At 59.6% G+C, this 25,194-nt stretch carries 22 protein-coding genes; 8 read left to right on the top strand and 14 right to left on the bottom strand.

What is annotated here, in order from left to right; all coding sequences use genetic code 11:
• Window positions 1-113: 113 nt before the first annotated feature.
• The 3 genes from VGV58_RS24045 to VGV58_RS24055 all read left to right on the top strand — a co-directional run bounded on the left by VGV58_RS24045 (window position 114) and on the right by VGV58_RS24055 (window position 2,940).
• A complete protein-coding gene (locus tag VGV58_RS24045; protein ID WP_326876575.1) occupies window positions 114-986 on the top strand; it encodes an alpha/beta fold hydrolase in 873 nt (290 codons plus the stop codon).
• An 11-nt stretch (window positions 987-997) separates the two neighbouring features.
• Window positions 998-1,840, top strand: a complete 843-nt coding sequence (locus tag VGV58_RS24050) for an SDR family NAD(P)-dependent oxidoreductase (protein ID WP_326876576.1) — start codon at window positions 998-1,000, stop codon at window positions 1,838-1,840.
• An 86-nt stretch (window positions 1,841-1,926) separates the two neighbouring features.
• A complete protein-coding gene (locus VGV58_RS24055) occupies window positions 1,927-2,940 on the top strand; it encodes an aldo/keto reductase (protein WP_326876577.1) in 1,014 nt (337 codons plus the stop codon).
• 29 nt (window positions 2,941-2,969) lie between these two features.
• Here the strand turns inward: VGV58_RS24055 and VGV58_RS24060 are convergent, their stop codons facing one another.
• The 5 genes from VGV58_RS24060 to VGV58_RS24080 are packed head-to-tail and all read right to left on the bottom strand — an operon-like array spanning window position 2,970 to window position 8,616.
• The gene (locus tag VGV58_RS24060; RefSeq protein ID WP_326876578.1) at window positions 2,970-4,001 is read right to left on the bottom strand and encodes an ABC transporter ATP-binding protein; all 1,032 of its coding nucleotides are present in this window, start codon (window positions 3,999-4,001) and stop codon (window positions 2,970-2,972) included.
• Complete coding sequence (locus VGV58_RS24065) at window positions 3,994-4,989, bottom strand: ABC transporter ATP-binding protein (protein ID WP_326876579.1); 996 nt, start codon at window positions 4,987-4,989, stop codon at window positions 3,994-3,996. The genes VGV58_RS24060 and VGV58_RS24065 overlap by 8 nt, the downstream gene beginning before the upstream one ends.
• A gap of 4 nt (window positions 4,990-4,993) precedes the next feature.
• A complete protein-coding gene (locus tag VGV58_RS24070) occupies window positions 4,994-5,836 on the bottom strand; it encodes an ABC transporter permease (protein WP_326876580.1) in 843 nt (280 codons plus the stop codon).
• Complete coding sequence (locus VGV58_RS24075; RefSeq protein WP_326876581.1) at window positions 5,833-6,837, bottom strand: ABC transporter permease; 1,005 nt, start codon at window positions 6,835-6,837, stop codon at window positions 5,833-5,835. Before VGV58_RS24075 ends, VGV58_RS24070 begins: the two co-directional genes overlap by 4 nt.
• 27 nt (window positions 6,838-6,864) lie before the next feature.
• On the bottom strand, window positions 6,865-8,616 hold the full coding sequence (locus VGV58_RS24080; RefSeq protein ID WP_326876582.1) for an ABC transporter substrate-binding protein: 1,752 nt from the start codon (window positions 8,614-8,616) through the stop codon (window positions 6,865-6,867).
• A gap of 178 nt (window positions 8,617-8,794) precedes the next feature.
• Between VGV58_RS24080 and VGV58_RS24085 the strand changes: the two genes are divergently transcribed.
• Together VGV58_RS24085 and VGV58_RS24090 are read left to right on the top strand one after the other, a co-directional pair.
• Window positions 8,795-11,581: a winged helix-turn-helix domain-containing protein gene (locus VGV58_RS24085; protein ID WP_326876583.1), complete on the top strand. Its 2,787-nt coding sequence runs from the start codon at window positions 8,795-8,797 to the stop codon at window positions 11,579-11,581.
• 108 nt (window positions 11,582-11,689) lie between these two features.
• On the top strand, window positions 11,690-11,941 hold the full coding sequence (locus VGV58_RS24090; RefSeq protein WP_326876793.1) for a PaaI family thioesterase: 252 nt from the start codon (window positions 11,690-11,692) through the stop codon (window positions 11,939-11,941).
• Between the two features lie 115 nt (window positions 11,942-12,056).
• Here the strand turns inward: VGV58_RS24090 and VGV58_RS24095 are convergent, their stop codons facing one another.
• The 8 genes from VGV58_RS24095 to VGV58_RS24130 form a co-directional block, all read right to left on the bottom strand.
• A complete protein-coding gene (locus VGV58_RS24095) occupies window positions 12,057-13,088 on the bottom strand; it encodes a 2'-deoxycytidine 5'-triphosphate deaminase (RefSeq protein ID WP_326876584.1) in 1,032 nt (343 codons plus the stop codon).
• A gap of 316 nt (window positions 13,089-13,404) precedes the next feature.
• Window positions 13,405-13,914, bottom strand: a complete 510-nt coding sequence (locus VGV58_RS24100) for a hypothetical protein (RefSeq protein WP_326876585.1) — start codon at window positions 13,912-13,914, stop codon at window positions 13,405-13,407.
• On the bottom strand, window positions 13,907-15,724 hold the full coding sequence (locus tag VGV58_RS24105) for a site-specific integrase (protein ID WP_326876586.1): 1,818 nt from the start codon (window positions 15,722-15,724) through the stop codon (window positions 13,907-13,909). The genes VGV58_RS24100 and VGV58_RS24105 overlap by 8 nt, the downstream gene beginning before the upstream one ends.
• 128 nt (window positions 15,725-15,852) lie before the next feature.
• The gene (locus VGV58_RS24110) at window positions 15,853-18,015 is read right to left on the bottom strand and encodes a hypothetical protein (RefSeq protein WP_326876587.1); all 2,163 of its coding nucleotides are present in this window, start codon (window positions 18,013-18,015) and stop codon (window positions 15,853-15,855) included.
• A 2-nt stretch (window positions 18,016-18,017) separates the two neighbouring features.
• On the bottom strand, window positions 18,018-19,301 hold the full coding sequence (locus tag VGV58_RS24115; protein WP_326876588.1) for a tyrosine-type recombinase/integrase: 1,284 nt from the start codon (window positions 19,299-19,301) through the stop codon (window positions 18,018-18,020).
• A gap of 553 nt (window positions 19,302-19,854) precedes the next feature.
• The gene (locus VGV58_RS24120) at window positions 19,855-20,646 is read right to left on the bottom strand and encodes a metallophosphoesterase (protein ID WP_326876589.1); all 792 of its coding nucleotides are present in this window, start codon (window positions 20,644-20,646) and stop codon (window positions 19,855-19,857) included.
• 39 nt (window positions 20,647-20,685) lie between these two features.
• Window positions 20,686-21,312 carry an HAD family hydrolase gene (locus VGV58_RS24125; protein WP_326876590.1) on the bottom strand — a complete coding sequence of 209 codons (627 nt, stop codon included), beginning with the start codon at window positions 21,310-21,312 and terminating at the stop codon, window positions 20,686-20,688.
• A gap of 90 nt (window positions 21,313-21,402) precedes the next feature.
• Window positions 21,403-21,726 carry a hypothetical protein gene (locus tag VGV58_RS24130; protein ID WP_326876591.1) on the bottom strand — a complete coding sequence of 108 codons (324 nt, stop codon included), beginning with the start codon at window positions 21,724-21,726 and terminating at the stop codon, window positions 21,403-21,405.
• A 184-nt stretch (window positions 21,727-21,910) separates the two neighbouring features.
• On the opposite strand from VGV58_RS24130, the gene VGV58_RS24135 reads away from it, so the two are divergent.
• Window positions 21,911-22,114, top strand: a complete 204-nt coding sequence (locus VGV58_RS24135) for a helix-turn-helix domain-containing protein (protein WP_326876592.1) — start codon at window positions 21,911-21,913, stop codon at window positions 22,112-22,114.
• A 232-nt stretch (window positions 22,115-22,346) separates the two neighbouring features.
• Here VGV58_RS24135 and VGV58_RS24140 read toward each other — a convergent pair whose 3' ends face one another.
• Window positions 22,347-23,303: a 2'-deoxycytidine 5'-triphosphate deaminase gene (locus VGV58_RS24140; RefSeq protein WP_326876593.1), complete on the bottom strand. Its 957-nt coding sequence runs from the start codon at window positions 23,301-23,303 to the stop codon at window positions 22,347-22,349.
• 243 nt (window positions 23,304-23,546) lie between these two features.
• On the opposite strand from VGV58_RS24140, the gene apaG reads away from it, so the two are divergent.
• Together apaG and argE are read left to right on the top strand one after the other, a co-directional pair.
• The gene (gene apaG, locus VGV58_RS24145) at window positions 23,547-23,939 is read left to right on the top strand and encodes a Co2+/Mg2+ efflux protein ApaG (protein WP_326876594.1); all 393 of its coding nucleotides are present in this window, start codon (window positions 23,547-23,549) and stop codon (window positions 23,937-23,939) included.
• Window positions 23,936-25,111 (top strand): acetylornithine deacetylase, encoded by a 1,176-nt coding sequence (gene argE / locus VGV58_RS24150; protein WP_326876595.1) that lies wholly within the window; start codon window positions 23,936-23,938, stop codon window positions 25,109-25,111. Before apaG ends, argE begins: the two co-directional genes overlap by 4 nt.
• Window positions 25,112-25,194 lie beyond the last annotated feature (83 nt).

Genomic DNA, 25,194 nt, shown 5'->3' on the forward strand with positions numbered 1-25,194 from the left:
GTCGCGCGGCCCGTACGCGCCATGCCGGGCTGACCAGCGAGCGTCAGTCCTGCGCCGACCATCGGGCCTCGCGCTCTCAAGGTGGCGGCGATGCGACGAGAGAGGGCACGACCATGACCGCAAGACCGGTGCGATACACGACCGTCGCTCTCGGCGAGGTGGAGATGTTCTATCGCGAGGCGGGGGACCAGGCGGCTCCGACCGTGCTGCTGCTTCACGGGTTTCCGACCTCGAGCCACATGTATCGCGACCTGATCCCGCAGCTCGCCGATAAGTACAAGGTCATCGCCCCCGATCTGCCTGGCTTCGGTTCCACCAAGGCTCCAGCGCGAGATGTCTATGACTACACCTTCGACAATCTCTACAAGGCCGTCGAAGCCTTCGTCCGCGCGCTCGCCCTGGAACGTTTCGCTCTCATGGTGTTCGACTACGGTGCGCCGGTCGGCTTCCGGCTGGCCGCCGCGAACCCGAGCCGCATTCGCGCCATCATCTCTCAGAATGGCAACGCCTATGAGGAGGGACTGCGAGAGGAGACGCTGACCCCAATGCGGGCTTATTGGGAGCATCCCACCGCCGCGAACCGGAATGCGCTCCGCCCGTTTCTCACGCTGGAGACCACGCGCTTCCAGTACCTCCATGGCGTGCCTCAGGAGAAGCTCGAGCTCGTCAGCCCCGATGCGATCGAGCATGCGCAGGCGATCCTCGATCGGAACCCGGAACTGCAGCTCGATCTGTTCGGCGACTACAAGTCCAATGTCGCGCTCTATCCGCGTTGGCAGGACTATTTGCGCGCGTCGAAGCCGCCCATTCTGGCCACCTGGGGGAACGGAGATCCATTCTTCGCTCCAGCTGGCGCGCATGCCTTTCGCAAGGATGTCCCCGATGCCGAGGTTCATCTGTTCGAGACGGGACACTTCGCCCTGGAGACCGACGGGCTCGCTATCGCGGCGTTGATCGAAGGATTCCTTGCCCGAACAATCGATTGAGGAAAGTCGCCATGTACCGCCACGCAATTGTCCCGGGCGCCACCGCTGTCGTAACGGGCGCTGCTTCGGGGATTGGCCTGGAGGCCGCCTGTCAGTTCGCCGAGCGCGGTATGCGAGTAGCCTTGGTGGACCTCGATCAGACTCGTCTCGATGCTGCCATCGAGACGATCCGGACCCGAGCCGGCAAGGCCGAGCTCGCGGGCTTTCCCGTGGATGTCTCGGACCGCGAAGCGCTGCAATCATTGAAGCAGGCTGTGGAGGCCCGCTTCGGTGACGTCGACGTGCTGATGAACAATGCGGCGATCGCGCCAAAAGCAGATGCCCTCGGCACGCCGGAAGCGTGGGAGCGCCTGATCGCAGTCAATCTCTGGGGCGTGATCTTCGGTTGCCAGGTCTTTGCCCCCGCTATGGCAGCGCGGGGCACGCCAGGATTGATCATCAACACGGGCTCGAAGCAGGGCATCACGACGCCGCCCGGCAATTCGGCCTATAATGTTTCGAAGGCTGGCGTGAAGGCCTACACCGAAGCGTTGGCGCATCGACTGCGCAACATGGCGGGGGCGTCCGTCTCCGTCCATCTGCTGATTCCGGGGTTCGTCTTCACCGAAATGACCGGCGCCGGACGGGCTGAGAAGCCCAATGGCGCGTGGACCCCAAAGCAGACCATCGACTTCATGATGGACGGCATTGCGCATGGCGACTTCTACATCCTGTGCCCGGACTGGGACGTCGATCGTGCTCTCGATGAGAAGCGCATCCTGTGGGCCGCCGGCGACATCGTCGAGAACCGGCCGGCGCTGTCGCGCTGGCACCCTGAATTTGCCGCGGCCTTCACGGCTTTCATCAAGAGCTAGAGCGGCTTTGCCATTTCGACATTGCCGAGCGCTCCATTCGGCAAGGTGAAGCACATCAGAAACGCCTCCGCGAAAGGATGATCTCGATGACTCTCAAAGGCATTCTGCCAGGGCGGCTGGGTTTTGGCGCCGCGCCCCTGGGGAATATGTTCCGGGATATCCCTGAGGCCGAAGCCCTGGCCACAGTCGAGGCCGCCTGGGCAGACGGCATCCGCTACTTCGACAATGCGCCCTTCTATGGCGCCGGACTGGCCGAGTTGCGCATGGGCGAGGCTCTCTCCTCGAAGCCGCGGAGCGAGTACGTCATCAGCACGAAGGTCGGTCGCATCATCCTCGATGAGATCGAGGACGTCGCTGCGCGCGATCTCGGCGAGAAGGGCGACGTCTTCAGGTACGGCCGCCCAAACAGGCTGGTGAACGACTACTCGCACGACGCCACGCTGCGCTCGATCGAAGACAGCCTGAAGCGCCTCAAGACCGACCGGATCGAGATCGTCTGGGTGCACGATGTGGCGCAGGACTTCTATGGCGACGAATGGCTGGCCGTGTTCGAAAGCGCCCGCAAAGGCGCCTTCGCCGCCCTCGATCGCCTGCGGGACGAGGGCGTGATCATGGCCTGGGGGCTTGGCGTCAACCGCGTCGAACCGATTGAACTGCTGCTGGCGCTACAGGGACCACGCCCCGACGGCTTCCTGCTCGCGGGACGCTACACCTTGCTCGACCATGAGCGCGCGCTTCAGCGCGTCATGCCGATGGTAGCGGAACGCAATCTCGGCATCGTCGTCGGCGGCCCCTATAGTTCGGGCGCGCTCGTCGGCGGTCCGAACTTCGAATATGCGTCCGCCACGCCGCAGATCCTCGACAGAGTCGCATCGATCAAGGCCATCGCCGATCGTCATCGGATCAGCATGAAGGCTGCTGGCCTGCAATTCGCCCTGGCCAATCCAGCCGTCGCCGCCGTCATCCCAGGAGCCAGCCAGCCGAAGCGAATTGCCGAGGATGGTGCTGCGCTACGCGAAGCGGTGCCGACCGAGTTCTGGCAGGAATTGCGGCAAGCGGGCCTGGTCAGTCGCGAAGCACCCTTGCCGGGCGGGGTATGATCGGCTCGAGCGAGGCGATCTCCCTCGCATCACCCGAACGGTCCAGAGGTGGGACCCGGAGGTGCACCCTGGCCACGGATATCCCATTGGCGCCATCGCGGGCAGGCGACGCCGTGCCGGGCCTCATATTCGAGTTGGACGGCCAGCCCGGCGCATTCGGGCATCGCCAGGCAGCATCGTGTCCGGAAGCGGCATCCCCAAGGCAGCTGCAACGGATCCGGCGGCTCTCCCAGCAGGAGGAAGCTTTCCGTTACCCTGGGACCGCCGATGCGCGGCACGGCGGCAAGCAGCGAGCGCGTATAGGGATGGCGCGGCGCGGCGAAGACCTCCGCCGTCGGGCCGATTTCGACGATGCGCCCGAGATACATCACCGCCACCCGGGCGCTGAAGGAACGCACCACCGCAAGATCGTGGCTGATGAGGATGTAGGTCAGGTTGAATTCGCGTTTGAGCTCACGGAGCAAAGCGAGGATCGCCGCCTGCACCGAGACGTCGAGACCGGCAGTCGGCTCGTCGAGGATGATCAATTGCGGATTGAGCACGAGGATGCGAGCCAGGCCCGCGCGCCGCAGCTGCCCGCCGCTGATCTCGTGCGGGTAGAGGTCGAGATGCGTCGGCGGCAGGTCGACCGCGGCCGCGATCTCCCGCACCTTCGCCTCACGCTGCGCATGCGACCAGTTCGTGTGGATCACCAGAGGCTCGTGCAGCGAGCGCCGCAGTGTCCAGCGAGGGTCGAGCGAGGCTCCGGGGTCCTGATAGACATATTGCAGCCGTGCTCGTACGGGCGCCGCCCTCTTCTGGCTGGGAGAGGCGATCTGCTCGCCGCCGAGCCGGACCTCGCCCCCGGTCGGTCTGTGAATGCCCATGAGGGTCTTGCCGAGGGTCGACTTGCCAGAGCCGGTTTCACCGATGATGCCGAGGACTTCGCCTTCGGCCATCGTGAAAGAGACGTCGTCCAGAGCCCTCAGCGTCGCCACGCGGCGGTTCAGAAAGCCGCGCACCGGAAAGTGCCGTGCAAGATGGCTGACCTCGAGCAACGGAGAGGAAGCGCGCTCAAGCATGGGCGATCCGTACGTCGGAGGCCCCGGGATGATGGCAAGCCACCAGATGATCGCTTCCGGCAGCGGAGAGCTTTGGCCGGATTTCAGTGCAGGCCGCGCTGACGTTAGGACAACGGGGATTGAACCGGCACCCTTCAGGAGGATGGAGCGGGTTCGGCACGCCGCCCGGGATGACTCGTGGATTGCGGCCGGGCTCGGGCAGGCTGGCGAGCAGCATGCGCGTATAGGGATGGTGCGGCTTATTGAAAAAGACTTCGCGCCGTCCGACCTCGACGATCTGGCCGGCGTACATGACCGTGACGCGATCGCATATCTCCCAGGCTGCCGCGAGGTCGTGGGTGGCGAAGAGCACGGAAACCCCCCGTTCGACGGCGAGCCGCCGCAGAAGACTGAGGATCTGGGCCTGCAGGATGACGTCGAGCGCTGTTGTGGGTTCGTCCGCGATGATGATGCGAGGCTGCGGCAGCAGTGCCATCGCGATCAACACGCGCTGGCGCTGGCCACCGGAAAGTTCATGCGGATATTTCGCGAGGATGGCCGGGGGCAGTTGCACGGCATCGAGCATTGCGGACACCGCCGCTTCGACGATCTGTGGTGAGCGACCGGAACGCGAGCCGTTCGGGCCAGGCGCCCGCCAGCGCATCAAGTCGCGGATCTGCGTACCGATACGGAAGAGCGGGTTGAAACTCGCAAACGGATCCTGCGGCACGAAGGTCACGTCCCGGCCACGCATGGACTGCGCTCCCTTGCCGCCGAGCATGTCCACGCCGTCGACAAGAATGTGGCCGCCTTCGATCTGCGCCACGCGCTCTGGCAAGGTGCCCAGAATGGCGCGGATCATCGTGGTCTTGCCACAGCCGGATTCACCGACGAGGCCGACGATCTCGCCCGGTCGGACCGCGAGGTTTATCCGGTCGAGCACACGCGCCGTACCCTTTGCAGTCCGGAAGGAGAGCGAGAATTCGCCGACATCCAGGATCGCTGCCATCGTCTTATGGGCCGCGCCGCGATCGGGGATCGAGAATGTCGCGCAGCCCGTCGCCGACCAGGTTGAAGCCGAGCACTGTCAGGAAGATGGCGACACCCGGCGCCAGTGCATACCACCATGCCTCGGGCAGGTGCTCGCGGCTTTCGGAGATCATGCGGCCCCATTCCGGTGCGGTCGGCGGCGGGCCAAGCCCAAGGAAACCCAATGTGGCGGCGGTCAGGATCGTGGCGCCCATGCCGATCGAGGTGCGTACGATGATCGGCGAAGCAATGGCAGGCAGAATGTGCAACACGACGACCCGCCATGACGATGCGCCGAGTGCGACCGCCGATTCGATGAAGATCTCGTTCCGCATCGATCGTGTCTCGGCATAGACAAGCCGCGCCCAGAATGGCCAGTACGTCAGCGTCAGCGCCAGGATTGCGTTCTTGATCGATGGGCCGAGCGTCTGTGCGATGGCGATTGCGAGCACGATCTGGGGCACCGCCAGAAAGATTTCAGCGATGCGCATCAGGGCTTCGCTCATCCGGTTGTCGTAGTAGCCGGCAACGAGCCCTATAGGCACTCCGATCAGCAATGCGAGTCCAACCGTGACGCCCGCGAGCATCAGGGTCGTCCGCGCCCCAAAAAGCAGCCTGCTCAAGATGTCACTGCCCATTCGATCCGTGCCGAGCAGTGCGTCGGCAGATGGTGGCAGCAGCCGACGCTCGAGGTGGAAATCCACGACATCATTTGGATAAGGCGCCAGAACCTGTGCGAATACAGCTGCCAGCACCAGTGGGCCGATGATGCAGAGGCCAAGGAGGGCGGCGCGATCGCGCGCGAAGCGTCCAAGCAGCTCCCTCATACGGAGCCACGTGGATCGATCGCCAACTGGAGCAGGTCGACGAAAAGGTTGATGACGAGGACAAGGGCGCCGGCGCAGAGCGTGAAACCCATCACCGCGTTATAGTCAGACTGGAGGATCGAGCGGACTGCATAGCCGCCGAGGCCAGGCCAGTCGAAGACGGTTTCGACGACGACGGTGCCGGCGAGCAGGAAGCCGAAAATCAGGCCGAGCTGCGTCACCGTCGTGCTCAAGGCCAACCGCAGGACGTATTTCCAGACGATCAGCCAGCGTGGAAAACCCATCGCGGTCTGGTAGGCGACCGAGGGCGACTGGATGGCGCCGATGACGCCGTTGCGCATAAAGCGCACCACGGAGGCCGCGGCCGGTAGGGCGAGTGTCAGGGCCGGCAGCGCCAGATGCCGGAGCGCCGATGCGAACAGATCGCCTTCGCCACTGATCAAAGCGTCCAGCAGCAGAAACCCGGTGATCATGTCGGGCGGGAAACCCTCGATTCGTCCCGCGAGCGGCAGCCAGCCGAGCTTCATCGAGAACAGCAGCTGCAATTGCATCGCGAGCCAGAAGGACGCGACGGCCAGCCCGGATACCGTGATCACACGTAGGATGTGGTCGAGCCAGGAATGGCGGTGCAAGCCACAGAGCACGCCGAGCGGAATGCCGAACAATGCGGCCAGCAGCAACGCGGTGAGAATCAACTCCAATGTTGCTGGCAACCGTGAAGCGAGGTCGTCCACGATCGGTCGCTGCGTGTAAAGGCTCATCCCGAGTTCACCGCTCGCGACATCGCGCAGATAGTTGACGAACTGCGCCGGCAGCGGCTTGTCGAAGCCAAAACGCGCTCGAATCCGCTGAACTTGCTCGAATGAAGCCTGCTCCCCCGCCGCCAGGTGCGCGGGGTCGACCGGGACGACGCGCGAGAGTACGAAGACGATGGCCAGCAGCCCGAAAAGTGTCGGGATGAACCAGAGCAACCTGATCGCGACGATGGAGAGCCAGTTCACTTTGCTGTCTCCGGCTCCGATGGCTCGCTACCGGCTCATCGAAACCCAACGCATGTCCTGCCCATGGTTCACGGGCGAGAAGCGGATATCCTTCACCTTGCGCGAATAGGGTCCGTACCAGCGCGTATTGTAGATGAAGATGCTAGCCGCATCGTCCATGACCATTTGCGTCATTTCCTCGTAGAGCCTTCTGCGTTCCTCATGATCACGCGAGATGAGTGCTCGATCAAGGCGTCTTTCGAACTCCGGATTGCTATAATATGAGAAGCTGCGCGAGTCATGGTAACGCGCTCCGAACAACTCGCCCACCCAATTATTTGGGTCGATATAGAAACTGCTTCTCCAGACCGGGATGATGTCGGGTCGCGTATCGGGCTTGCTCATGCGGCTGAGGACCACGCTCCAGGGCGACAGTTCCACAGCGGCCTCGACACCGATCTGCCGGAGGGCATTTTGGAGCAGGATCGCCGCTTGCTCGGAGTCGCTGTAGCCGGCGATGGCGTTGATGCCGATCACTCGCAGTGGATCGCCGACTTTCGCCAGTTCTTCGCGCGCCTTGTCGAGATCGTAGTCGTACCCCTTCAAACCGGAAGGCGAGCCCCAGATCGTATTCGGATTGGGACCCGGATTGCGCGAGACCGAATCCTTCAGGATGTTCTTGATGAAGCCGTCATAATCAAAGGCATGAGCGATCGCGCGCCGGAAATGAACATTGTTCATCAAAGGCTTGCGGTTGTTCAAGGCGAGCCCGAACACACGCATCGCCTCCTGCTCGATGATCTGCACGTTAGACGAGCGACGCAGCCGCTCGATCTGATCATGGGGCAAGTAACCGTCCGCCGCATGAAAGTCGCCGCGGATCAGACCGAGCACGCGAGTGCTCATGTCGAGTACCGTCCGGAACTCGATCTCCTCGATGGGCTGCCCCGACCAGCCGGCGAAGTGATCGGTGAAGCGACGCGCGATCCAGCCTACGGCCGGGTCATGCCGGCGCAGCGCATAAGAACCCGATCCCGCCTCGTTGCGAGCGAGCCAAGCCTCGCCCCAATCGCCATCCTTCTCGTTGGCCTTCACGAGCACACTGTTGACGATCAGAATATCGGGAAGCGTCGCCAGAAAGATCGCATAGGGCTGGACGAGATTGAACACGACGGTCGTCGGATCGAGAGCCTGCGTCGACCCTGGCTTGATGACATCGAGATAGTAGCTTGCCGGCCCTTTTCTCAGCGCGATGATCCGTTCGATCGAATAGACGACGTCGTCAGCGGTGACGGGTTTCCCGTCATGGAACCTGGCGTTGCTTCGGAGCTTGAAGCTGTAGACCCTACCATCCTCCGAGACCGTGTGGCTCTCCGCCAGCCACGGGATCATCTTGGGCGGATTGTCGACCCAGCGATAGAGTCCGTCATAGAGATTGAGGCGCGTCGCGGCGCGCGAGACGTCGAAGACCGTGTGAGGGTCGAGATTGTCATAGGCGGCCGTGTTCGCGAAGATGAACCTCCCCGCTGACTGAGCCGAGGCCTCCCAACTCGCCAGACCCCACACTGTGGAGCTCACTGCACCCTTCAATACGGCTCTACGCGTCGTCATGAGCACCTCAGCGCCACGGCGGATGCCGCCCCTCGATTTCAACCAAGACTCGCAAGAATGGACCAGATCCGACGTCAGCCATGTGGTGACCAGGGTAAAAGACGGTAAATTCTGGTAAAAGCCGCGGTCAAGTCTTCCGGCGGAGAGAGCCGCCACACGCCCCTCCGGCCTTGCATCGGGCAGACCCATCGGCCATCCTGACTTACAGGAAGCGCGCAGCAGACAGGTCATGGATAGAGTTGCGCGGCTGGAAGAGGCTGGACCGACCTTCGTACGGGGCGATCGCAGAATGCCGGCTGATCCTCCAAACCCAAACCATCGTGTCTACCGATTTGGACCATTCCGCCTTCTGCCGAAGCGTCAACTCATGCTGCGTGACGGAGCCCCCGTCCGGATAGGCGGTCGCGCGCTCGATATCCTCACCATGCTCCTCAGCCGGTCCGGAGAGATCGTCGGCAAGAAGGAACTCATCGATTTCTGCTGGCCGGACACGTTCGTCCATGAGGACAATCTCAAGGTCAACATCGCGTCACTGCGCCGGACACTCTCTTCCGACTCCGGCGAAACCTACATCGCGACCGTGGCCGGCCGCGGCTATCGTTTCGTTGCCCCTGTCGAAGTCGATGACGACCAAACCCCAGCCATCCAACCGAGCGCTGCAGCCTCAAGAGCACTTCCAAGCCGTTCCCTTACGCTGGGCAGAGACCAGGAGATATCGCGCATCGCGTCAATGCTGGCCGAGGCGCGCTGCGTTTCCATCATTGGCCCGGGCGGTGTGGGAAAGACGACGGTCGCTATTGCGGTTGCGCATCAAGAACTGCCGAAATATGCCGATGGGACTTACTTTATCGATTTGACCTGCGTTGGCGATCCGCAATACGCGATTGCCGCCGTAGCAGCGAGCGTACCGGCAAGGCAGCGATCGGACGATCTGCTTTCGGATATCATCGAAGCCCTGCACGGTAAGAGTGCTCTTCTCGTCATCGACAATTGCGAGCACCTTCTGTCGACCATCGCGGCGATCGCCGACCGCCTCCTGAACAAAGTTCCGACCATCAGGATCCTCGCGACCAGTCGCGAGCCGTTGCGGATTGGTTCGGAGCGGATCTATCGATTGCCGACGCTGGATGTGCCGGCGACAGGTATCGTCAAAACTGCGAAGCAAGCTTTGACCTTCGCTGCGGTGCAGTTGTTCGTCGCCCGGGCCCAGGAACGCGGGACCTATGCTCTGAGCGATGGAGATGCGCCGCTAGTGTCGGCGATTTGCCATCGTCTGGACGGCATAGCTCTCGCCATCGAACTGGCGGCCAGCAAGACGGCGACGTTCGGAGTGCCGACACTGCTGACAATGATCGAGCAGCGTTTCCTGTTGCTTGGCAACGATGTCCGCACCGCACCGCTGCGCCAACAGACGCTTCTGGCGACACTCGACTGGAGTTACCGACTGTTATCGGAGGACGAGGCGTCGCTCCTCAGATTCCTGTCGGCATTTGCTGGCACGTTCAGAGTCCACGACGTGGTCGCCATGTCCAAGGCGGGCGGCCTCGATACGTCACGAACAGTGGACGCATTGGAGCGTCTGACGCAGAAATCGATGCTCGGCGCCGAATACCAGGACGGGACGCTCAGCTATCGGCTTCTCGAGAGCACACGTGCTTATGCCCTGGAAAGGCAGGTGGATGCGGGCGAGCGCGACAGGGCCCTTCAGCATCATGCTCGGCACATTCTCGATCTCTATGAAAGGGCTGCGGAAGAGCGTGCCTCGCGTCCGAAGTCGGATTGGATGTCCGAATACGCGGGTCGCATCGATGATCTGAGAAACGCGCTCGCTTGGGCTTTCGGCCCCACCGGAGATCGCGTCCTCGGAATAAGGCTGACGGTCGCCGCGATCCCGCTCTGGATGGAAACGTCGTCCGTCAGCGAAATGCTGTCGAGGATCGAGCGCGCCTTGTCGGTGGTACATGACTTGGCCGACTGCCCCGCCGATCTCGTCATGAAACTCGTCGCCGCCCGCGCATCGGGGATGAGCTTTGCCCAGCACTTAGCTCCTGCGATCGAGGGGGTCTGGGAGGAATGCTATCTGCTCGGTGTGAAGACGAAGAATGCCGAGTACCAGCTCCACGGTCTCTGGGGCTTGGCTGCATATCTGATCTATGTAGGCCGACCGCTGGAGGCCATCGACAAGCTCCACCAGTTCATGACGATCGCCGAAGCGGAATCCGATTGGCCGGCCCTTGCGGAGGGGAACCGCATGATGGGAATGGCCGAAATCTACATCGGAAAGATTTCAAGCGCGCGCCAGAGACTCGAGAAGCTCGCGGCCACCCAACAGCTCTCCAGGGAACCGGTCCGCCTGACCCGTTTTCAGGCGGAGCGAGATGCCCATATCAAATGCTCGCTCGCAATCGCCTTCTGGATTTCAGGAGAACCGGACCGCGCAATGCATGTCGCTCAGGCTGCGGTTGAGCGCGCCGAGGCAACAGGGCATGTCGTCTCGCAATCGAACGTTCTCGCCGTCTGCGCGATTCCCATCTCACTCTGGACAGACGACCTGAAAAGAGCCGCCAAATTTCTCGCCATGCTCGAGGACAATGGCCGGCATCAGGACATCGGCATCTGGCGAGAGGTGTGCAGCTTCTTCAGAAGCGCTTTGCGGGCCAAACGAAGAGAGTCCGGTGCAGCGGCCGAAATGAGGGCGCGGCTTGAAGACTTGATTGCCGCGCGGAACCTTCTGCGTGCTCCGATGCATTACAGCATGGTCGCGGAAGCCTTGCTCGAGGTGGGCGCCATCGACGAGGCGAAAGAGCTCATCGAGGAAGCCGGCCGGCTGGCGCAGGCACAGACCGCAAACTGGTGTGTGCCCGAGATCCAGCGGATCGGCGGCCTGATCGCGTTCGCCACCAGCGGCCCGAAAGAAGCGGAAAGATTGTTGAGGCTGGCCATCGACAAGGCCCAGGAGATCGGTGCACTGACGCTCGAGCTTCGCGCCGTGACGATCCTTTCGGAGTTTCTCGAAGCCGATCGTCGTTCCGCGGAGGCGTCGGAGCTGCTGGCGGCGTGCTGCGCGAAATTCAGCGAGACGACCGACTACGCGCAGCTCGCAACGGCGCGCAGCCATCTCCAGCGCCTCCTGGAATGCGAAAGAGTGGCCTGAATCTGAGCGATTGCTTGTATGGCTCTCAGGCGGCCCGGATCTGCAAGCGAAGCAAAAGCCACTTGGGCCCTTTGAACAGATGTCGCGTCGGCATGGCGCCTGTCATAAATTGGCTACCGAACACACGTCTGCTTTCGGGCAACCCGCCAATGTCCACAAATGGCGCAACGCATCACGATCAAGCTCGACATGACGTTCCTCGACCGCATCGAGGTCGGCGACCTGATCGTGGCTCGGCCCAGAATCCTCAGGCAGTCGCGGAGCCTCAGCTTCGGCGAAGTGGAATTGTTCGCCGCCGACAGGCTCTGTGCCAGCGCGACGGGCATCTTCCGGCTACTAGATGCCGATATGCGGCAGTGACGCTTTAAGGGCTCAGATCAGTCTTGACTCGCGCACGCAACAGAACCGTATTTCAGCTAAAGATTCCCTTGCACGGCCGATGCCAAATGCATGGGCTCTGAACTGCGTGGCCGGTTCAAAAGAACTGTTTTGATAGCTTCAGGCCTTGGCCTTGATAATTGGATTTGATTTGTTGACCGTACAACTTATCCGGTGTTTCGATCATATCTTCAAAAATCAAAGTTCCTACTCGCTGGCCATGATCGAGCATGAACGGAACGTCATGACTCCTGATTTCGAGAACAACCTTGCTACTATTACTTACATTATTCTTTGATTTCCCGAAGAACGGATCCAGAAAACCAGCATAGTGTACCCGTACTTCACCAACAGCGGTATCATAAGCTATCATTTCTGCAGCTTCATTTTCGCCTATCTCAATATCTTCGAGCGAGGCCATGATATAGAACTCGTCCGGCACGAGGACGAGCTCTCGCCTGCCGGGGCGGCATTGGATTGGTTCCCAGAAATCGTTCCTGTCATATTTTCCGATCTGCTGAAGATCGATCAGGCCAGTGGTTTTACGCGCCCGATAGGCGACAACGCCGTTGGCAGCCGCTCCTTCGAGATCGATCGAAACAGGAAAGGTCCGGCTGGGGCGCTTGAGATCCGAGGCGGCTTCACGGAAACGGAGCTGGTTGAGTGAATCGCCGGCACGCGCGATCACTGGAAAGGAGCGCGGCACGACCTCGGCAAACAAGGGACCGGCATAGCCCGCGGGAATCTCGTCGAACGCGGTTCCACAATCCGCGATAAGGCGAACGAAGATATCGAGCCGGCCGGACGAGCTTTTAGGGTTGGCACGGGCGCTGGTACCCTCCTCGAGGCGCAGACTCTCCTGAAGCGGAATGATGTGAACGCAATTCCGCTCAAGGACCTGAGGCTTCGTCAGGTCCATCTCATGCGTTGCGAGATCGCCCAAGCGCTGAGCGACTGAATTTCCCTTGCCCGGCAGAAAACTGGTGGGCACACGATAAGCACGGTCGCCCAAGCGAAGATCGAGGCTCGCCGGCTGGATCGCGGCCTCCTTGATCGGCGTACTAGAGCAAATGACGCCCGCCTCAATAGCTCGCCGGATCCACTGTGACGGCCAAATTCCAAAATTCATCGTTTCTCACACCGGATGGGGCTGGCTGGTAGTCTACATACAATGGCCTGCTCAAGCCGCCATTGTCCTCGTCATCCACAGCGCTTTCCCTCGATCAGGCCCTCTGCTGGGGCATGGAAGGCTTTTTATTCGGAAGGCCCGGCACTTGAAGGGAGGGGAAATACAATTTGTCTGATCGCAAATTCGCGACAAATGGTCTCAAGCCCCTATAGCTAAACCGGATTGGACGGGAGAGCCACCTTGAGGCAACAGGCAGGTCGGCACGACTGATGTCTGCCCGTCTCTCTTTCGCCCGTAGGCATCGTGCAATCCGCCCTCAGGGCCGGAACGGGATGATGTTCCCGCTTTCCAACCTGGCTCGCAAGTTAGCGACCTCCCCTTCGAGGTGAGCTATTCTGGCCTGCAGTCTAACATTTTCCTGGCTTAGTCGCGCCTTCGCCTTTTCCTTGCTGCTATTTTCATTCGCCCGGATCGTTTCCTGCATGCACCGCCGCGCAGCGTCGATGGCGAGATTCCGTTCGGCCAGCAGCTTCGCGTTCGAGTCTCGCAGCTCGCGGATGATGGCATCCTTGTCGGAGCCTCGACTTTGAGGGGACGAAATTCTTGCCCAAACACGCTCCATCGCGGCTCGGTTCTTATAAAGATAAGTCCGCGCGAATCCGGCTTCTAACGCGACGTTAGTAACATTCAGCGCAACAGCCTCTCTTCTACGCAGGCTCTCTTTGAGTGTTTTTTCGAGGGGTTTTCCTGCCAATATTCGATCAATTGCTTCAAAGAAGCGCCGCTCCTGCGCGCTCTGTTTCTCCTCAACGCGAGCATCAGCCATCAGTTTTAGCGCTCATCCAAGATAGCACCGTGTCGCAACGGTCAAGAGAGCGCTTCAGGCACGTCTTGATGCTCGGTGGGGTCTCCGGACCGCAAGCTGCCAATCGCTTTTGAAAGGACGAGTGTCGTTCGTGCCAAAATCCGACATGTTCATCGCCAATGCCGAAGTTCGCACATTTGTGGCAGACCGCCGGGCGCCTATTGCCGAAAGCTGGCGCAAGGCGAAGGAACGCTGGAGTGGGATCGTCCGCAAGAAGGTGGCATCTAGCGCTCTCGCCGCGGAAAACGCACCACCCAATCTCGCTGCCGTACAGCTCAATCCGTCTCTCACGAATCTCCTGCTCAATATCTTGCGATACGCTGGCTGCTGGTCTGTTGCCCAAACGTTGTGACAAGCCGTTTGCGAGCTCTCGTATCTCCTGGGCAACCGGTCCCTCGATGCGCCGCTGGCCGGTTATGGCGCCGAAGATGATGGAACCCGCCTCTTCGACCCGTGCATCGGCCACAATGTCACGCATGGTCTTATCCGGCTTGCAGTAACCGATCTCCGTCATGGCAATCGAAAGGTGCTGCAAATGATGCGAAATTGCAGGAAGGAGGTCGGCCGATACGCGGACCAAGTAGCGAGCGAAAGTTTTGCGCCACATGTGCGTGGAGATGGCGTCACTTTCCTTTGCACACCCCGATTCGATCAGCCAACGCTGCTGATGCCTCCTGACGACGTCGCCTGTTGCTCCCGCAACAAACCGACGGCTCGTAGGAAACCCCCAGTTGACCGTAAACTGAATGAGTAGCGTGTCCTTGCCGGCGAATTGGCGCCAGCCGCTATCCAGACGCTCCAAAACATCGATGGCGCGCACCGGAGGCGGCAGGTAGTTGGACCCAGTGGGCCGCATGCCGAGCACCCAGGTCGCCGGCTCCGAGGAGGGCGTGTGCTTGAACAGTTCGGCATTCAGGCTGAAAATCTCGTACTCATCGTCGAAGGTTCGCTCGACACTAATACATGCGGGAAGCCCGGTCGATTTGTTGCGCCCGCGTGACTTGATGCCGCAAAGCTCAGAGATCCGTAACGCGGACGTGGCTTGAATGAGAAGTTGGCAAGCAGCCCGTACACGCAATACAACCTCTTTGGTGCACCTGACCGAAGTGGTCGTAAGCGGCGTGTCAGGAAAGTACGCCTGACGGAAGGATTCGCACTCCCGCTCATGATCGCCGACCGGCTGTGACGATAGAACCTGGTTCAACTCTATCAGTGGTTCGAGCCACGGTTCGTCCAGCGTTGCCATCGTGGTATTGACGGCCGCCACAAAGATCGAGTCTGGTACCTCCCGCGTCGGACTTGTTTCCGTTTTACAGAAATCACGTGCGACATCGAGCGCACTCCTCCCATTCAGTGGGTTTTCCAATGGATGAGAGATGCCTGCTGCGGCTAATTCATTCCGCACGAAATATGGAAGTGAAAATATGGCAAAGTAACTTGAGACCGTGTCAACCGTGACGCCATCTTCACTCAGCAATTCATCGATTTCAACATCTTCATCATCTTGATATTTTCCGCGTACCACCTCCTGAAATTCGCCGAATGCCCGGCGATCAAGATCGACAAAATCGAGGCTATGCGACGAAATCATCCACGGCACAAGAAGCCTCAATGCGGTTCCGAATCGCCCGCAGAATGAGCCCTTGCGGGGATGCCCGTCCGGTGGTGCAGTTAACATGATCCAGAGCACCTGCTTCCAGGCATGCAGAACCTCAGCATAGTCCGGATCGGTCAGTACTTTGCCGTCAGCGAGTGGGATGGCCCAATTCATGCTGAAGAGCGTTCGGTTAGCTCCAGGCGTCGTAACCGGAAACCGCCAAACCTCATCCTCCCAGACGCTCCCCTCCTCAAATAGAGTGCCCAAGTCGGGAGCTCGTGCCGCTTGAACCTTTGCCACGGTTAAACCTCGTCAAGAAAAGGAAGAGGAGCGATGACCACGTCACGAATATCGGCGGCCGCTTCAGCTCTCACATCATCGGAAAACATTGGGAGCCACTTCTCTTCGATCGCCTCAAGTCGAGGCTTCCAGATATCGGTCCAGCTACGGGGAGGCATCCGGGGGTCACGATGCGCCTCGCGGATTTGGTTCCGAAGCCTCAGGACACTGGCAAAGCTATGGGGACAACGTCGGTCGACTGAGCCAAGCGGGCAGGTCGGGCACCCTCCATAGGCCGCGCACATTCCTTCATCTTGACCGAGCCAAGCAGGCGGGAAGAATGGATCGGCGCAAGCGAAGCCGGGTGTTGCCGCACTCTGCGTGCCCTCCGGTTGGTCGCGCACATCCCGCGCTCCGCCGGATCGCACGAACCGCGAGCGCTTCTCTATTTGATCAGCAAGGCGTTCCGCTTCGACTCGCCGCGCATCCCGCCGCACGTAGCTGTCGGTGGTCGCAATGTGGAGATGATTCAGTAGTAACTGACTCGTTTTGACATCGCCGCCGAACAGGCGATTTACGATCACGGCACCTGTCACGCGAACCTGCTGCAACGTAAATTTCTTGAGATTGAAATCCTTACAGAATCTATCTCTGTAAAATGACATCATCCCACCTTCCACATCTGCAAATCTCTGCACCATCGCCTTTGCTCTATAAGGTTGACGCATGAGGCCGACGAAAAGATAATCCCGCTTGTCGGGTGGCAGGCGATTACGAAGTGGCTTGGTGATTTTTTCTACGTTTTGAATCACTGCTTTTGGCGCGCAGGGATGATCATCACTGATCGGGAAGGTCGCGACCTGGTCCGTGGTACTGCGCCCCTTAAAGCCAACGACTGCAAACCGTCCGAGAAAATCCGATCTAACCTGGGAGCGCCGAATGCCGGCCACTGTCTCGGGGTTGAACAATGTCCAGAATGCAAGCGTCACAACGAATGGGAACAGCTCCGCTAACGTAACACCCTCATAACCTGTCTGTTCTGCGGACGAGAGCGTCACGCGCATCGATCTCATGCAAGCATTGAGGACAGCGCCAACTTCCGAAGCAGTTAAGGGCCGCGTCGCGGCTGGCTGTCGCGCCGCGTGACCCGGCCATGGATTAACTGGAAACGCTGGAACAGCCTTTGAGTGTGCCTTACAGGCATGGGCAATAACTGCGGTAGCAGCCCGCCAATTCTTGGTCCTATTTGCGACATCTCCCTTGTCGATGAATGTCCGAAATGCCAAAAAATGGGTCGATGAAAAATCTGAAAACGATCGCGGACGCTCCTTTACAGGAAGTTGCTTCAGAAACGACATGAGATATCGACATCTGGTTCGCCATGTATTTAAGGCTTTTCGAGTGTTATTTCGCTTCAGTGCGATTGTAGCGCTCATTACTTCCTTCGCGAAACTCCGATCAAACAGCCACCAATCAGTGAAATCCTGCCTGTGGGCAGGCGCGGCACCTCGCGCAGGAAAGAATATCATTCGGCCACCGCCAGCCTCGATGACGGTCGGTTCCACGTCCAACCTGCTGACCGCGCCCTCAGAACCGGTCTCGACTTTTGCAACTGGGAGATTCGCCAATCGGGATCGAGGATGTGACCGAACTGCCGATTGTTCCCGATCGGCTTCCCTGATCTGGCCTATTGGCGCTGCAGCAAAAACCTTGCCCTTGTTGACTGGCGGGGACCATTCCTCTGGCTTTCGCGCCCAGGGCGCAGTTTCCATTTTTGGTGCAGTTTTGCCTGCTGTGGAAAAGGCACGCTCGATGACACTCCTAGCTGTGCTCCAGTCGTTGACACGAGTTGACCGCACTGGCTCAAGAAATTTCTTGAAAGCCTGAACATCGTTATCCGTTATGTCAGTTAGAGATTTGATACCTTGGGCCGAAACAAACTTATAGAGCTTATTCAAGTTGCCACGCTTGACATCTCTAGAGAGATAACTGTGTTTAGCGAACTGGCTGACGAACGCTGAAGTTACTTGGAGCGCTAACGATTCATCGAACTCATTCCAGTTTTTAAATTCGAATTTCTGCTCACGATCGAAAACCTTCGCTGGGAAAAACGGATGGTAATGGCCTGATGGACCACGGATTACGCGCGGCTTATCGGCTTTCGATTTCTTTGATTCGTTCGCCATGTTCATTGAAATCCAGCTAGTGACTTCAGGTATGCGCCCATGACATCTCGAGCATCACCCTCGAGGTGTTTGACGGCTCGGAGATAGATAGAGGCGGTCACTTCATGGCTTTTATGGCCAAGTTGCCCCTGTATTTTTATCCATCTGTCGATCTCTGGTAGTCGACGATAGGCGTGCCAAGCCTGTATTGCGTAAGTATGCCGCAGGTGATGAATCCTATATCTGTTAACCTGACGCTCCCCAATAGGCTGCCTAGTTTCCAAATCATAAATTGGTATGGTCCTAACCATACCAATGCTGAGTTGCGCTGATGCAAAATACTCCTCCGCTCGCTTTGTACTATAGGGCAAACCAGCGTAACGCGGAGCGCAATCGCTCCCGTTTACAAATACACTTTCGACGCCGTCGAACGATGTCCGATGAACTTTCCCTATCTTGATGGCCTTCGCGCGCGGACCATCGATGTATCCCTTTAGAAGCGTAATCAAATCTCGGTCGACAATAATATCCCTGGGTTTCGACCCCTTTGTTTTAATCAACCTGATTACAGCGGGCCGGTTATTCTGAATGCTGTTGCACGCAGCAGAAATTTGCCTGAGACTGATTCCGAGAGCCTCAGATATCCTTGCGCCTGTCGTGAGACAAAATGCCGATATCAGCCAATCCCGCGAATACGGAAAACTGTCCTTATCTAGCTTAACTGCAAGCGCCAACATCAGATCGCTCAGGTCTGCCTTGTTTATATATTCTACGAGCGAACTGTTGTTTTTGACGTTCAAATCGGATTCGGAGTCCGCGTTGTAAGTGAAGAAAGCTCCGTACAGGGGCTTTCCGACGATCTCTTTCGCTGCTCTCGGTTCCAAAATCTTATGATATTCGCAGAATTCTCGCGCGATTTGGACGCGCAACTTAACAGTGCCTGCAGCGAGCGGACTCTTTGTTTTTGGCGAGACGTAAGCGGAAAGCCGTTCTTTATACTCTACGAGCGTGCCGAGACAGATGTCGCGGAAATCCAAATCGATTGCATCTAAGTATAGAAATAATTCATAACAAGCATCAGCTTTATTTTTGATGGTCGTTTCGCTAACCGATCTCTTTGACGCTGAATGCGTAAGATACTCAAGAATTGCCTTGACAGGCATCATCGTTGATCGATCGACAACATAGCTAAAGTTAAAACGATATCTATCCTTGATCACTGACGCAGGGCCTAATGCTGCAGCCAATGCGCTGGTCGGCTCAATACCCTGATGGTTCTTGGAACCCACAACCATGAGCTGAAGCATCGTTCCGTCTCTATGCCGCAATTCGCCTTGCTAAAGCTTAGCTTCAGAGCGAATCAATTGTATCTGTGATACTTCAGGCATTCTCTTCGTTCAATACACGTAATAGTTTGTAGTTCGCAACAAAAATTTCGTTTCGTTTTGTTGCGACCTGATTTTTTGGCGCATGAATAACGGAACTGGTCACGCCTAACCGCGGTAATATACGTGCCCGGTCACACCTAACCGCCACAATATATTGATTTATTTCGCAAAAATGTGATTTTGATACTTTATGCGCTCGATGCGCCCGCTAAAGCCCCGCCATAGGGTTCTTGACGAACGCGGAGCGAAACATGGCGTAGTCGCCGAGCCGATCGGAGTGCGGTTCTGGGCCGACCCAACTTTCGACGCGCCTCTTCCACTACGCCAAGTTGAGTCCCGGCGCGCCTTCCGCGGCTCTCGCCAAGCCATCGCGTTTGCGCCGTGGCTTTTAAGGTTCCACGTGACCCTCGCGATACCGGCCACCTGGAAAGAGGTAAAATGGCAAGCACGATTCGCGCAGGATCAAAGGTATTTAAATCTCGATAACACAGCGTGTGTCGAAACCGCGGTTCTCACGATCACCGTGGAGATTTGGATAGCCCGCCTGGTTTGCGAAGATGCGTGTTCGTCCAATCTGATAATCATGTGATCCGTGATCGTGACCGTGGATCCAGAGCTCTGGCTGAAATTCGTCGATGAGATTGCTCAGATCCGAGGCGAAGGCCGGAGTAAGCTGGCTGCCTTGGTGCCGCGACTCGATGGAGTTTGGATGGGGCACATGGTGAGTGACCACAGCAGTCGGCCCACTATGAGGCGTCGAGAGCTCCTGGCGAATGAATGCCAGATCCAGGCGATGCTCTGCCGCAGCGTGCCAAGGCATGAACCGGCTAAAGTGCCCGCTCGCCTCCTTATAGCGGATCAGCCGATGGTCATTGAGCGTTTGACCGGCATAGACCATTGACGGCTTTGGCGTACCGTACAGCCGGTAGTCGGTCCACAAAACACAACCGATGAAGCGTACCCCATCAATCACGACAGTTCGGCGAGAGAGAAGCTCGATATTGGCAAGGTCCGCAGCGTCGCTACCTTTAGCAAGGTTGTGCTGCATCACCGTTCCATAGAACTCGTGATTGCCAGGGACGTAAACGATTGGCCGACCCCGCAGCGGTCCAGTCTGCTCTTGCTCGACCATCCACGATACCGCTGCCGAAATCGGCTGCCCGATATCGCCCGCGAAAACGGCTACATCGAACTGAGGCATCGAGATAGGAAAATCGAATTTACCGCATTCGAGGTGAATGTCGGAGATCACTAGCAGGCGCACGCTGTATCCATTCGAGATTTGTTGCTCAAATGCTCCGATTTAGCCCGCTTTCGCGGCGGCGATCCGCTCGAACAATTCAACCACGTTCGTGGGCGCATAGATCGAGGGGGCAGTGCCAAAGAAGGCTTCGAACTCGCCAATTGGCATCGCGCAAGCGCCCGCGGCGATTGGACCAAGCACGTCCTCTTCCTGGCGGTCGCCGACAAAAAGGATCTGCGAAATCTTCAGGCCGAGTTGCGACGCTACAATCGAATAAATTTCCTTGTGCGGCTTCATTAGGCCTACGCGATAGGACAGAACCAAGCCGTCAGGGCTTTCTGGTAGAGCTCTGATCATTGGCAGCGCGTAAGGGACGGCCAAGTTCGAGCACACCGCGATCTGAAGTCGTGCACGCTTAAGCGTCGCCCATATTGATTTCATGCTCGGACGCGGGGCTATTGAAGCGCATTCGGCCTCGAGATCCTCCTCCCATTTCTCAATCACTTCCTCTAGTGGACGTGGTTGGAGCTGGCTCGCGAGAGCTCTAAGGCCAAGAGGTTGTGTCATCGCTCGCACCGACACATCATCGTAGTCGTTCTGAAGTAATTTTTGAAACGGACGTCGCTTGTCAGTGATTTCGACAACAGTTCCGAATGCATCGAAGCAGACTGCGCGGATGGTGGTCACGTGCTCAAACCCAGGTCAGATCTTGGTCAGTGTATTTTTCTAAGCGTTCACCCACCGTGTTCAGTGGATGCTGGCCAATAACGTGCGCGATTAGATGCCGGCGAACATCCATTTGGCTTTCAAGTGAGTGGCCAGAAGCGATATTGGCGCCTTTCCTTCAAATGACGGAGCCGCAAGCTGACGGGCGAACCAACACCTTTCCTCCGCAGCTCCGTTCGTCAGCTGACGCAAATCGCCAAAGACGCCCAAGACAGCTGAAACTCGCAGCAGAAGAGCTACCTCCAAAATCAGAGGCCTGTGCCATCGCGCGTCGCGAGCCCAGTCGCGAAACTCATGCTCTACGCATCCCAACAGCTGAAGCTTCATCCGCTCGGAAAGCCCCCAGCGCCGTGCGACGTTGTCGAACACACGCATCGCAGGGCTGCTCGAGCACTCCCGCTCTTCGTCCGTTGGTTCTCTCATTGAAGCACCTAAAAGGGAGCAGAGCCGCAGTGCGCCGCGCCTCTGCGATTCGCTTTAGATACTATAATACCTAGAATTGCAAACGGGTCTCCGCTTCGTTCACTCAATGGACGTTCGGCAGATCTTGGGAAAAAACATGCGGAGGATCCGCGTGGCTGCTGGGCTATCGCAGGATGAAGTTGCCGTTCGCATGGGCGTCGAACAGACGTATGTCAGCGGGCTCGAGCGCGGCGTCCGCAACCCGACTTTAACAACAGTCGATCGCGCGGCAGTTGCACTGAACGTGAAAATTACAGAGTTGTTAGAAGAGACCGCAGTCTCTTGGTCCGCCGCAGATTGAGTCGGAAAGCCGCTGATTTCTCGGCCAATCCGCACGCAGCTAGCCACGCCTCAGCGGCGTCCGCCAACCTCGGTGCCGCGGCTCTGGCATGGAGCCCTAGCGAGTCGGAGACGGCGCGGCTGCGCCACCCAGACCGGCTGCGCCGCGCCGCCTCCTACCGGAATCAGGGGGCCCGCAAGGGTATCAGAGAGAGATCGGCGCTCTCCTCCCAATCGATCCGTCGAGGGAACACCTACGCCGTACAGGATATTTCGGCATAGTGGACGCGGAACTCGCCCATGGCCGGGTCGATCGGCGCCATCTCGGCGGCGAAGGCCGGCGGGATGTAGATCCGCTCCTTCGAGGCGAGGATATAGAACTGATGCGGGTCGAGGATCAGCCGCTTGCGCTTGGCCGGGATCGGCGTCCAGAAATCGTCGATCTCGTAACCGCCGACCCGGTCGACGTCGATGACATCCGTGAAGCGCTGGGCCTGGTAGCCGATGATCTCGCCCTCGGCGTCGCCGAGATGGATGCTGAACAGGAGGCCGTTGCGGATCGTCGCGGGCCCGTCGACCAGAGCGGTATGGCGATGGACCTCGCGCAGCTCGCGGTCGGAGACGCGGAAGCCTTCCGCCTCCTCCTGGCCGGAGCTCCGGCGGCGGAAGCGCAACTGGTTGAGGCGGCTGCCCTTGCGCACCTTGATCGAGAAACTCGACGGCGAGATCTCGGCGTAGAGCTTGCCGGAATAGCCGCCAGCGACGCTGTCGAAGGCCTCGCTGCGGTCGGCGATCAGGCGGGTGAAGACGTCGAGCCGGCCAGTCGAGCTCTTCGGATTGGCGAAAGCCGAGATCGTCGCCGGCAGATCGTGCAGCGACTCCATCAGCTCGACGACATAGACGCAGTTCTTCTCGAGGATCGCGCCCTCCTCGAGCGAGACCTCGTCCTGGGTCAGGTCGGCGAGCATCTGGGCGACGCTCTTGTTCGGCCCGGGCAGGAAGCTGGCGCGGACGCGATAGGCCTTGTGGCCGAGCCTGAGGTCGAGGCTCGCCGGCTGGTACTGGCTCTCGGCGAAGGCGCCCGAGGTCGAGCGGACCATGCCGCGATGGACGAGCTTGCGGATGTCCTGGCGCGGCAGCACGCCGGAGGGACCGGCGAGCGAAGCCGGCGCGGTCGCGATCTCGGCCAGCATGTCGGGCGATGTCGCCATGGCGCTATCAGACCACCTTGTGAAGCGCGGCGCAAAGCCAGCCTGCCGCGAGATTGATCGTTCTTCCTGCCGCACCGGGATGGCGCTGGCGAGTCCGGCGTCAGGTTGTCCACATGCCCGCGTACTCACCGATCATCCGGTCTGCAACCGGTTGACGGCATTGACGCTGCGCCGCCGCAAGTCATAACAAGACCTTCCCGCCGCCCGGCGAGAGCCGCATGGAGGCGGCACGGAGCTGCGATGATGTACCAGGCTCAAACGCATGGCGTGCGTGTCACCGCCTCGCCGAAGTTCATGGACTCTGAATCCACGCCGGACCAGAGCCGCTATTTCTGGGCCTATACGATCGAGATCGAGAACCTCTCGTCCCGCACCATGCAGTTGATGACGCGGCACTGGGTCATCACCGACGGACGCGGCGAAGTGCATGAGGTCCGCGGCGACGGCGTGATCGGCCAGCAGCCGGTGCTGCAGCCGGGCGAGCGCTTCAGCTATACCTCCGGCTGCCCGCTGATGACGCCCGATGGCAGCATGCGCGGCGTCTATGCCATGCTCGGCGAGGACGGCGCGCGTTTCGATGTCGAAGTGCCTCTGTTTCCGCTCGACTCGCCCTATGTGAAGAAGGTCCTGCATTGACTACCGCAACACCGACCGGGCAGCGCTATCAGCCGCTCGACATGCTCGCCCGCCTCGTCGCTTTCGACACGGTGAGCCATAAATCCAATCTCGACCTGATCGCCTTCGTCGAGGACTACCTCGCCAGCTGGGGGGTGCCGTCGGTGCGCTTCCCGAACGCGACCGGCGACAAGGCGGCGCTGTTCGCCACGATCGGCCCGCAGGACAAGGGCGGCATCGTGCTCTCCGGCCATACCGATGTCGTGCCGGTCGAGGGCCAGGCCTGGTCGCGCGATCCGTTCACCCTGCATGTCGAGGGCGGCAAGGCCTATGGCCGCGGCTCGGTCGACATGAAGGGCTTCGTCGCGCTGGCGCTGGCGCTGGTGCCGGATTTCCTCGCAGCGAACCTGAAGACGCCTATCCACCTGTTCTTCTCCTATGACGAGGAGGTGACCTGCCTCGGCGTCGTCGACGGCATCGCCGCGATGGGCAAGAGCCTGCCGCGCCCACGCGCCGTCATCGTCGGCGAACCGACCTCGCTCGAGCTCGCCGACGCGCATAAGGGCATCCGCACCTTCTTCACGGCGATCACCGGCTTTGCCGCGCATTCCTCCAAGCCGCATCTCGGCGCCAGCGCCGTCCATGCCGGCACGCGCCTCGCCGCCGGGCTCGTCGCCATGGCCGATGAGCGCGAAGGCCTGATCGACGACAGCGGCCGCTTCGATCCGCCTTACGACACCGTCCATATCGGCAAATTCCATGGCGGCATCGCCCGCAACATCCTGGCCGACCGCGCCGATCTCGCCTGGGAGGTGCGCACGCTGCCGGGCTCCGACCCCGACGAAGTGCCGGCCCGGTTCGCCAAGCTGTCGGAAGAGGTGCTGGCGCGCATGCGCAGGACCGCGCCCTCGGCTGCGATCGAGACGGTGATGAGCTCGGACGTGCCGGGCCTCGCCCCCGATCCGGGTTCGGAGGCCGAGACGCTGGTGATGCGCCTCGCCGGCCGCAACAGCACCATCGCTGTCGCCTATGCCACCGAGGCCGGGCATTTCCAGCGCGCTGGGCTTCCGACGATCGTCTGCGGCCCCGGCTCGATCGACCAGGCGCACCAGCCGGACGAATACATCACGCTGGAGCAGTTCGCCGCCGGCGAAGCCTTCATGCGCAAGCTGCTGGCAGAGTGCCGGGGGTAAACAACGCCGTCATTCTCGGGCGAAGCGCAGCGCAGATCCGAGAATCTCCTGACGAGAGGGCGCCAATCTGCGCCTTCTCCGGC

The sequence above is a fragment of the Allobosea sp. genome (assembly GCF_035944895.1).
Taxonomy (GTDB): Bacteria; Pseudomonadota; Alphaproteobacteria; order Rhizobiales; family Beijerinckiaceae; genus Allobosea.

Excerpts from the sequence above, each read along its gene's own strand:
- VGV58_RS24115 (WP_326876588.1), bottom strand. The coding sequence starts at position 19,301 with ATGCTTCAGCTCATGGTTGTGGGTTCCAAGAACCATCAGGGTATTGAG.
- VGV58_RS24060 (WP_326876578.1), bottom strand. The coding sequence starts at position 4,001 with ATGCTTGAGCGCGCTTCCTCTCCGTTGCTCGAGGTCAGCCATCTTGCA.
- VGV58_RS24050 (WP_326876576.1), top strand. The coding sequence starts at position 998 with ATGTACCGCCACGCAATTGTCCCGGGCGCCACCGCTGTCGTAACGGGC.
- VGV58_RS24070 (WP_326876580.1), bottom strand. The coding sequence starts at position 5,836 with ATGAGGGAGCTGCTTGGACGCTTCGCGCGCGATCGCGCCGCCCTCCTT.
- VGV58_RS24100 (WP_326876585.1), bottom strand. The coding sequence starts at position 13,914 with ATGGCTGATGCTCGCGTTGAGGAGAAACAGAGCGCGCAGGAGCGGCGC.
- apaG (WP_326876594.1), top strand. The coding sequence starts at position 23,547 with ATGTACCAGGCTCAAACGCATGGCGTGCGTGTCACCGCCTCGCCGAAG.
- VGV58_RS24045 (WP_326876575.1), top strand. The coding sequence starts at position 114 with ATGACCGCAAGACCGGTGCGATACACGACCGTCGCTCTCGGCGAGGTG.
- VGV58_RS24140 (WP_326876593.1), bottom strand. The coding sequence starts at position 23,303 with ATGGCGACATCGCCCGACATGCTGGCCGAGATCGCGACCGCGCCGGCT.
- VGV58_RS24065 (WP_326876579.1), bottom strand. The coding sequence starts at position 4,989 with ATGGCAGCGATCCTGGATGTCGGCGAATTCTCGCTCTCCTTCCGGACT.
- VGV58_RS24055 (WP_326876577.1), top strand. The coding sequence starts at position 1,927 with ATGACTCTCAAAGGCATTCTGCCAGGGCGGCTGGGTTTTGGCGCCGCG.
- VGV58_RS24085 (WP_326876583.1), top strand. The coding sequence starts at position 8,795 with ATGCTGCGTGACGGAGCCCCCGTCCGGATAGGCGGTCGCGCGCTCGAT.
- VGV58_RS24095 (WP_326876584.1), bottom strand. The coding sequence starts at position 13,088 with ATGAATTTTGGAATTTGGCCGTCACAGTGGATCCGGCGAGCTATTGAG.
- VGV58_RS24135 (WP_326876592.1), top strand. The coding sequence starts at position 21,911 with ATGCGGAGGATCCGCGTGGCTGCTGGGCTATCGCAGGATGAAGTTGCC.
- VGV58_RS24105 (WP_326876586.1), bottom strand. The coding sequence starts at position 15,724 with ATGAATTGGGCCATCCCACTCGCTGACGGCAAAGTACTGACCGATCCG.
- VGV58_RS24080 (WP_326876582.1), bottom strand. The coding sequence starts at position 8,616 with ATGGGTCTGCCCGATGCAAGGCCGGAGGGGCGTGTGGCGGCTCTCTCC.
- VGV58_RS24110 (WP_326876587.1), bottom strand. The coding sequence starts at position 18,015 with ATGGCGAACGAATCAAAGAAATCGAAAGCCGATAAGCCGCGCGTAATC.
- VGV58_RS24130 (WP_326876591.1), bottom strand. The coding sequence starts at position 21,726 with ATGCGTGTGTTCGACAACGTCGCACGGCGCTGGGGGCTTTCCGAGCGG.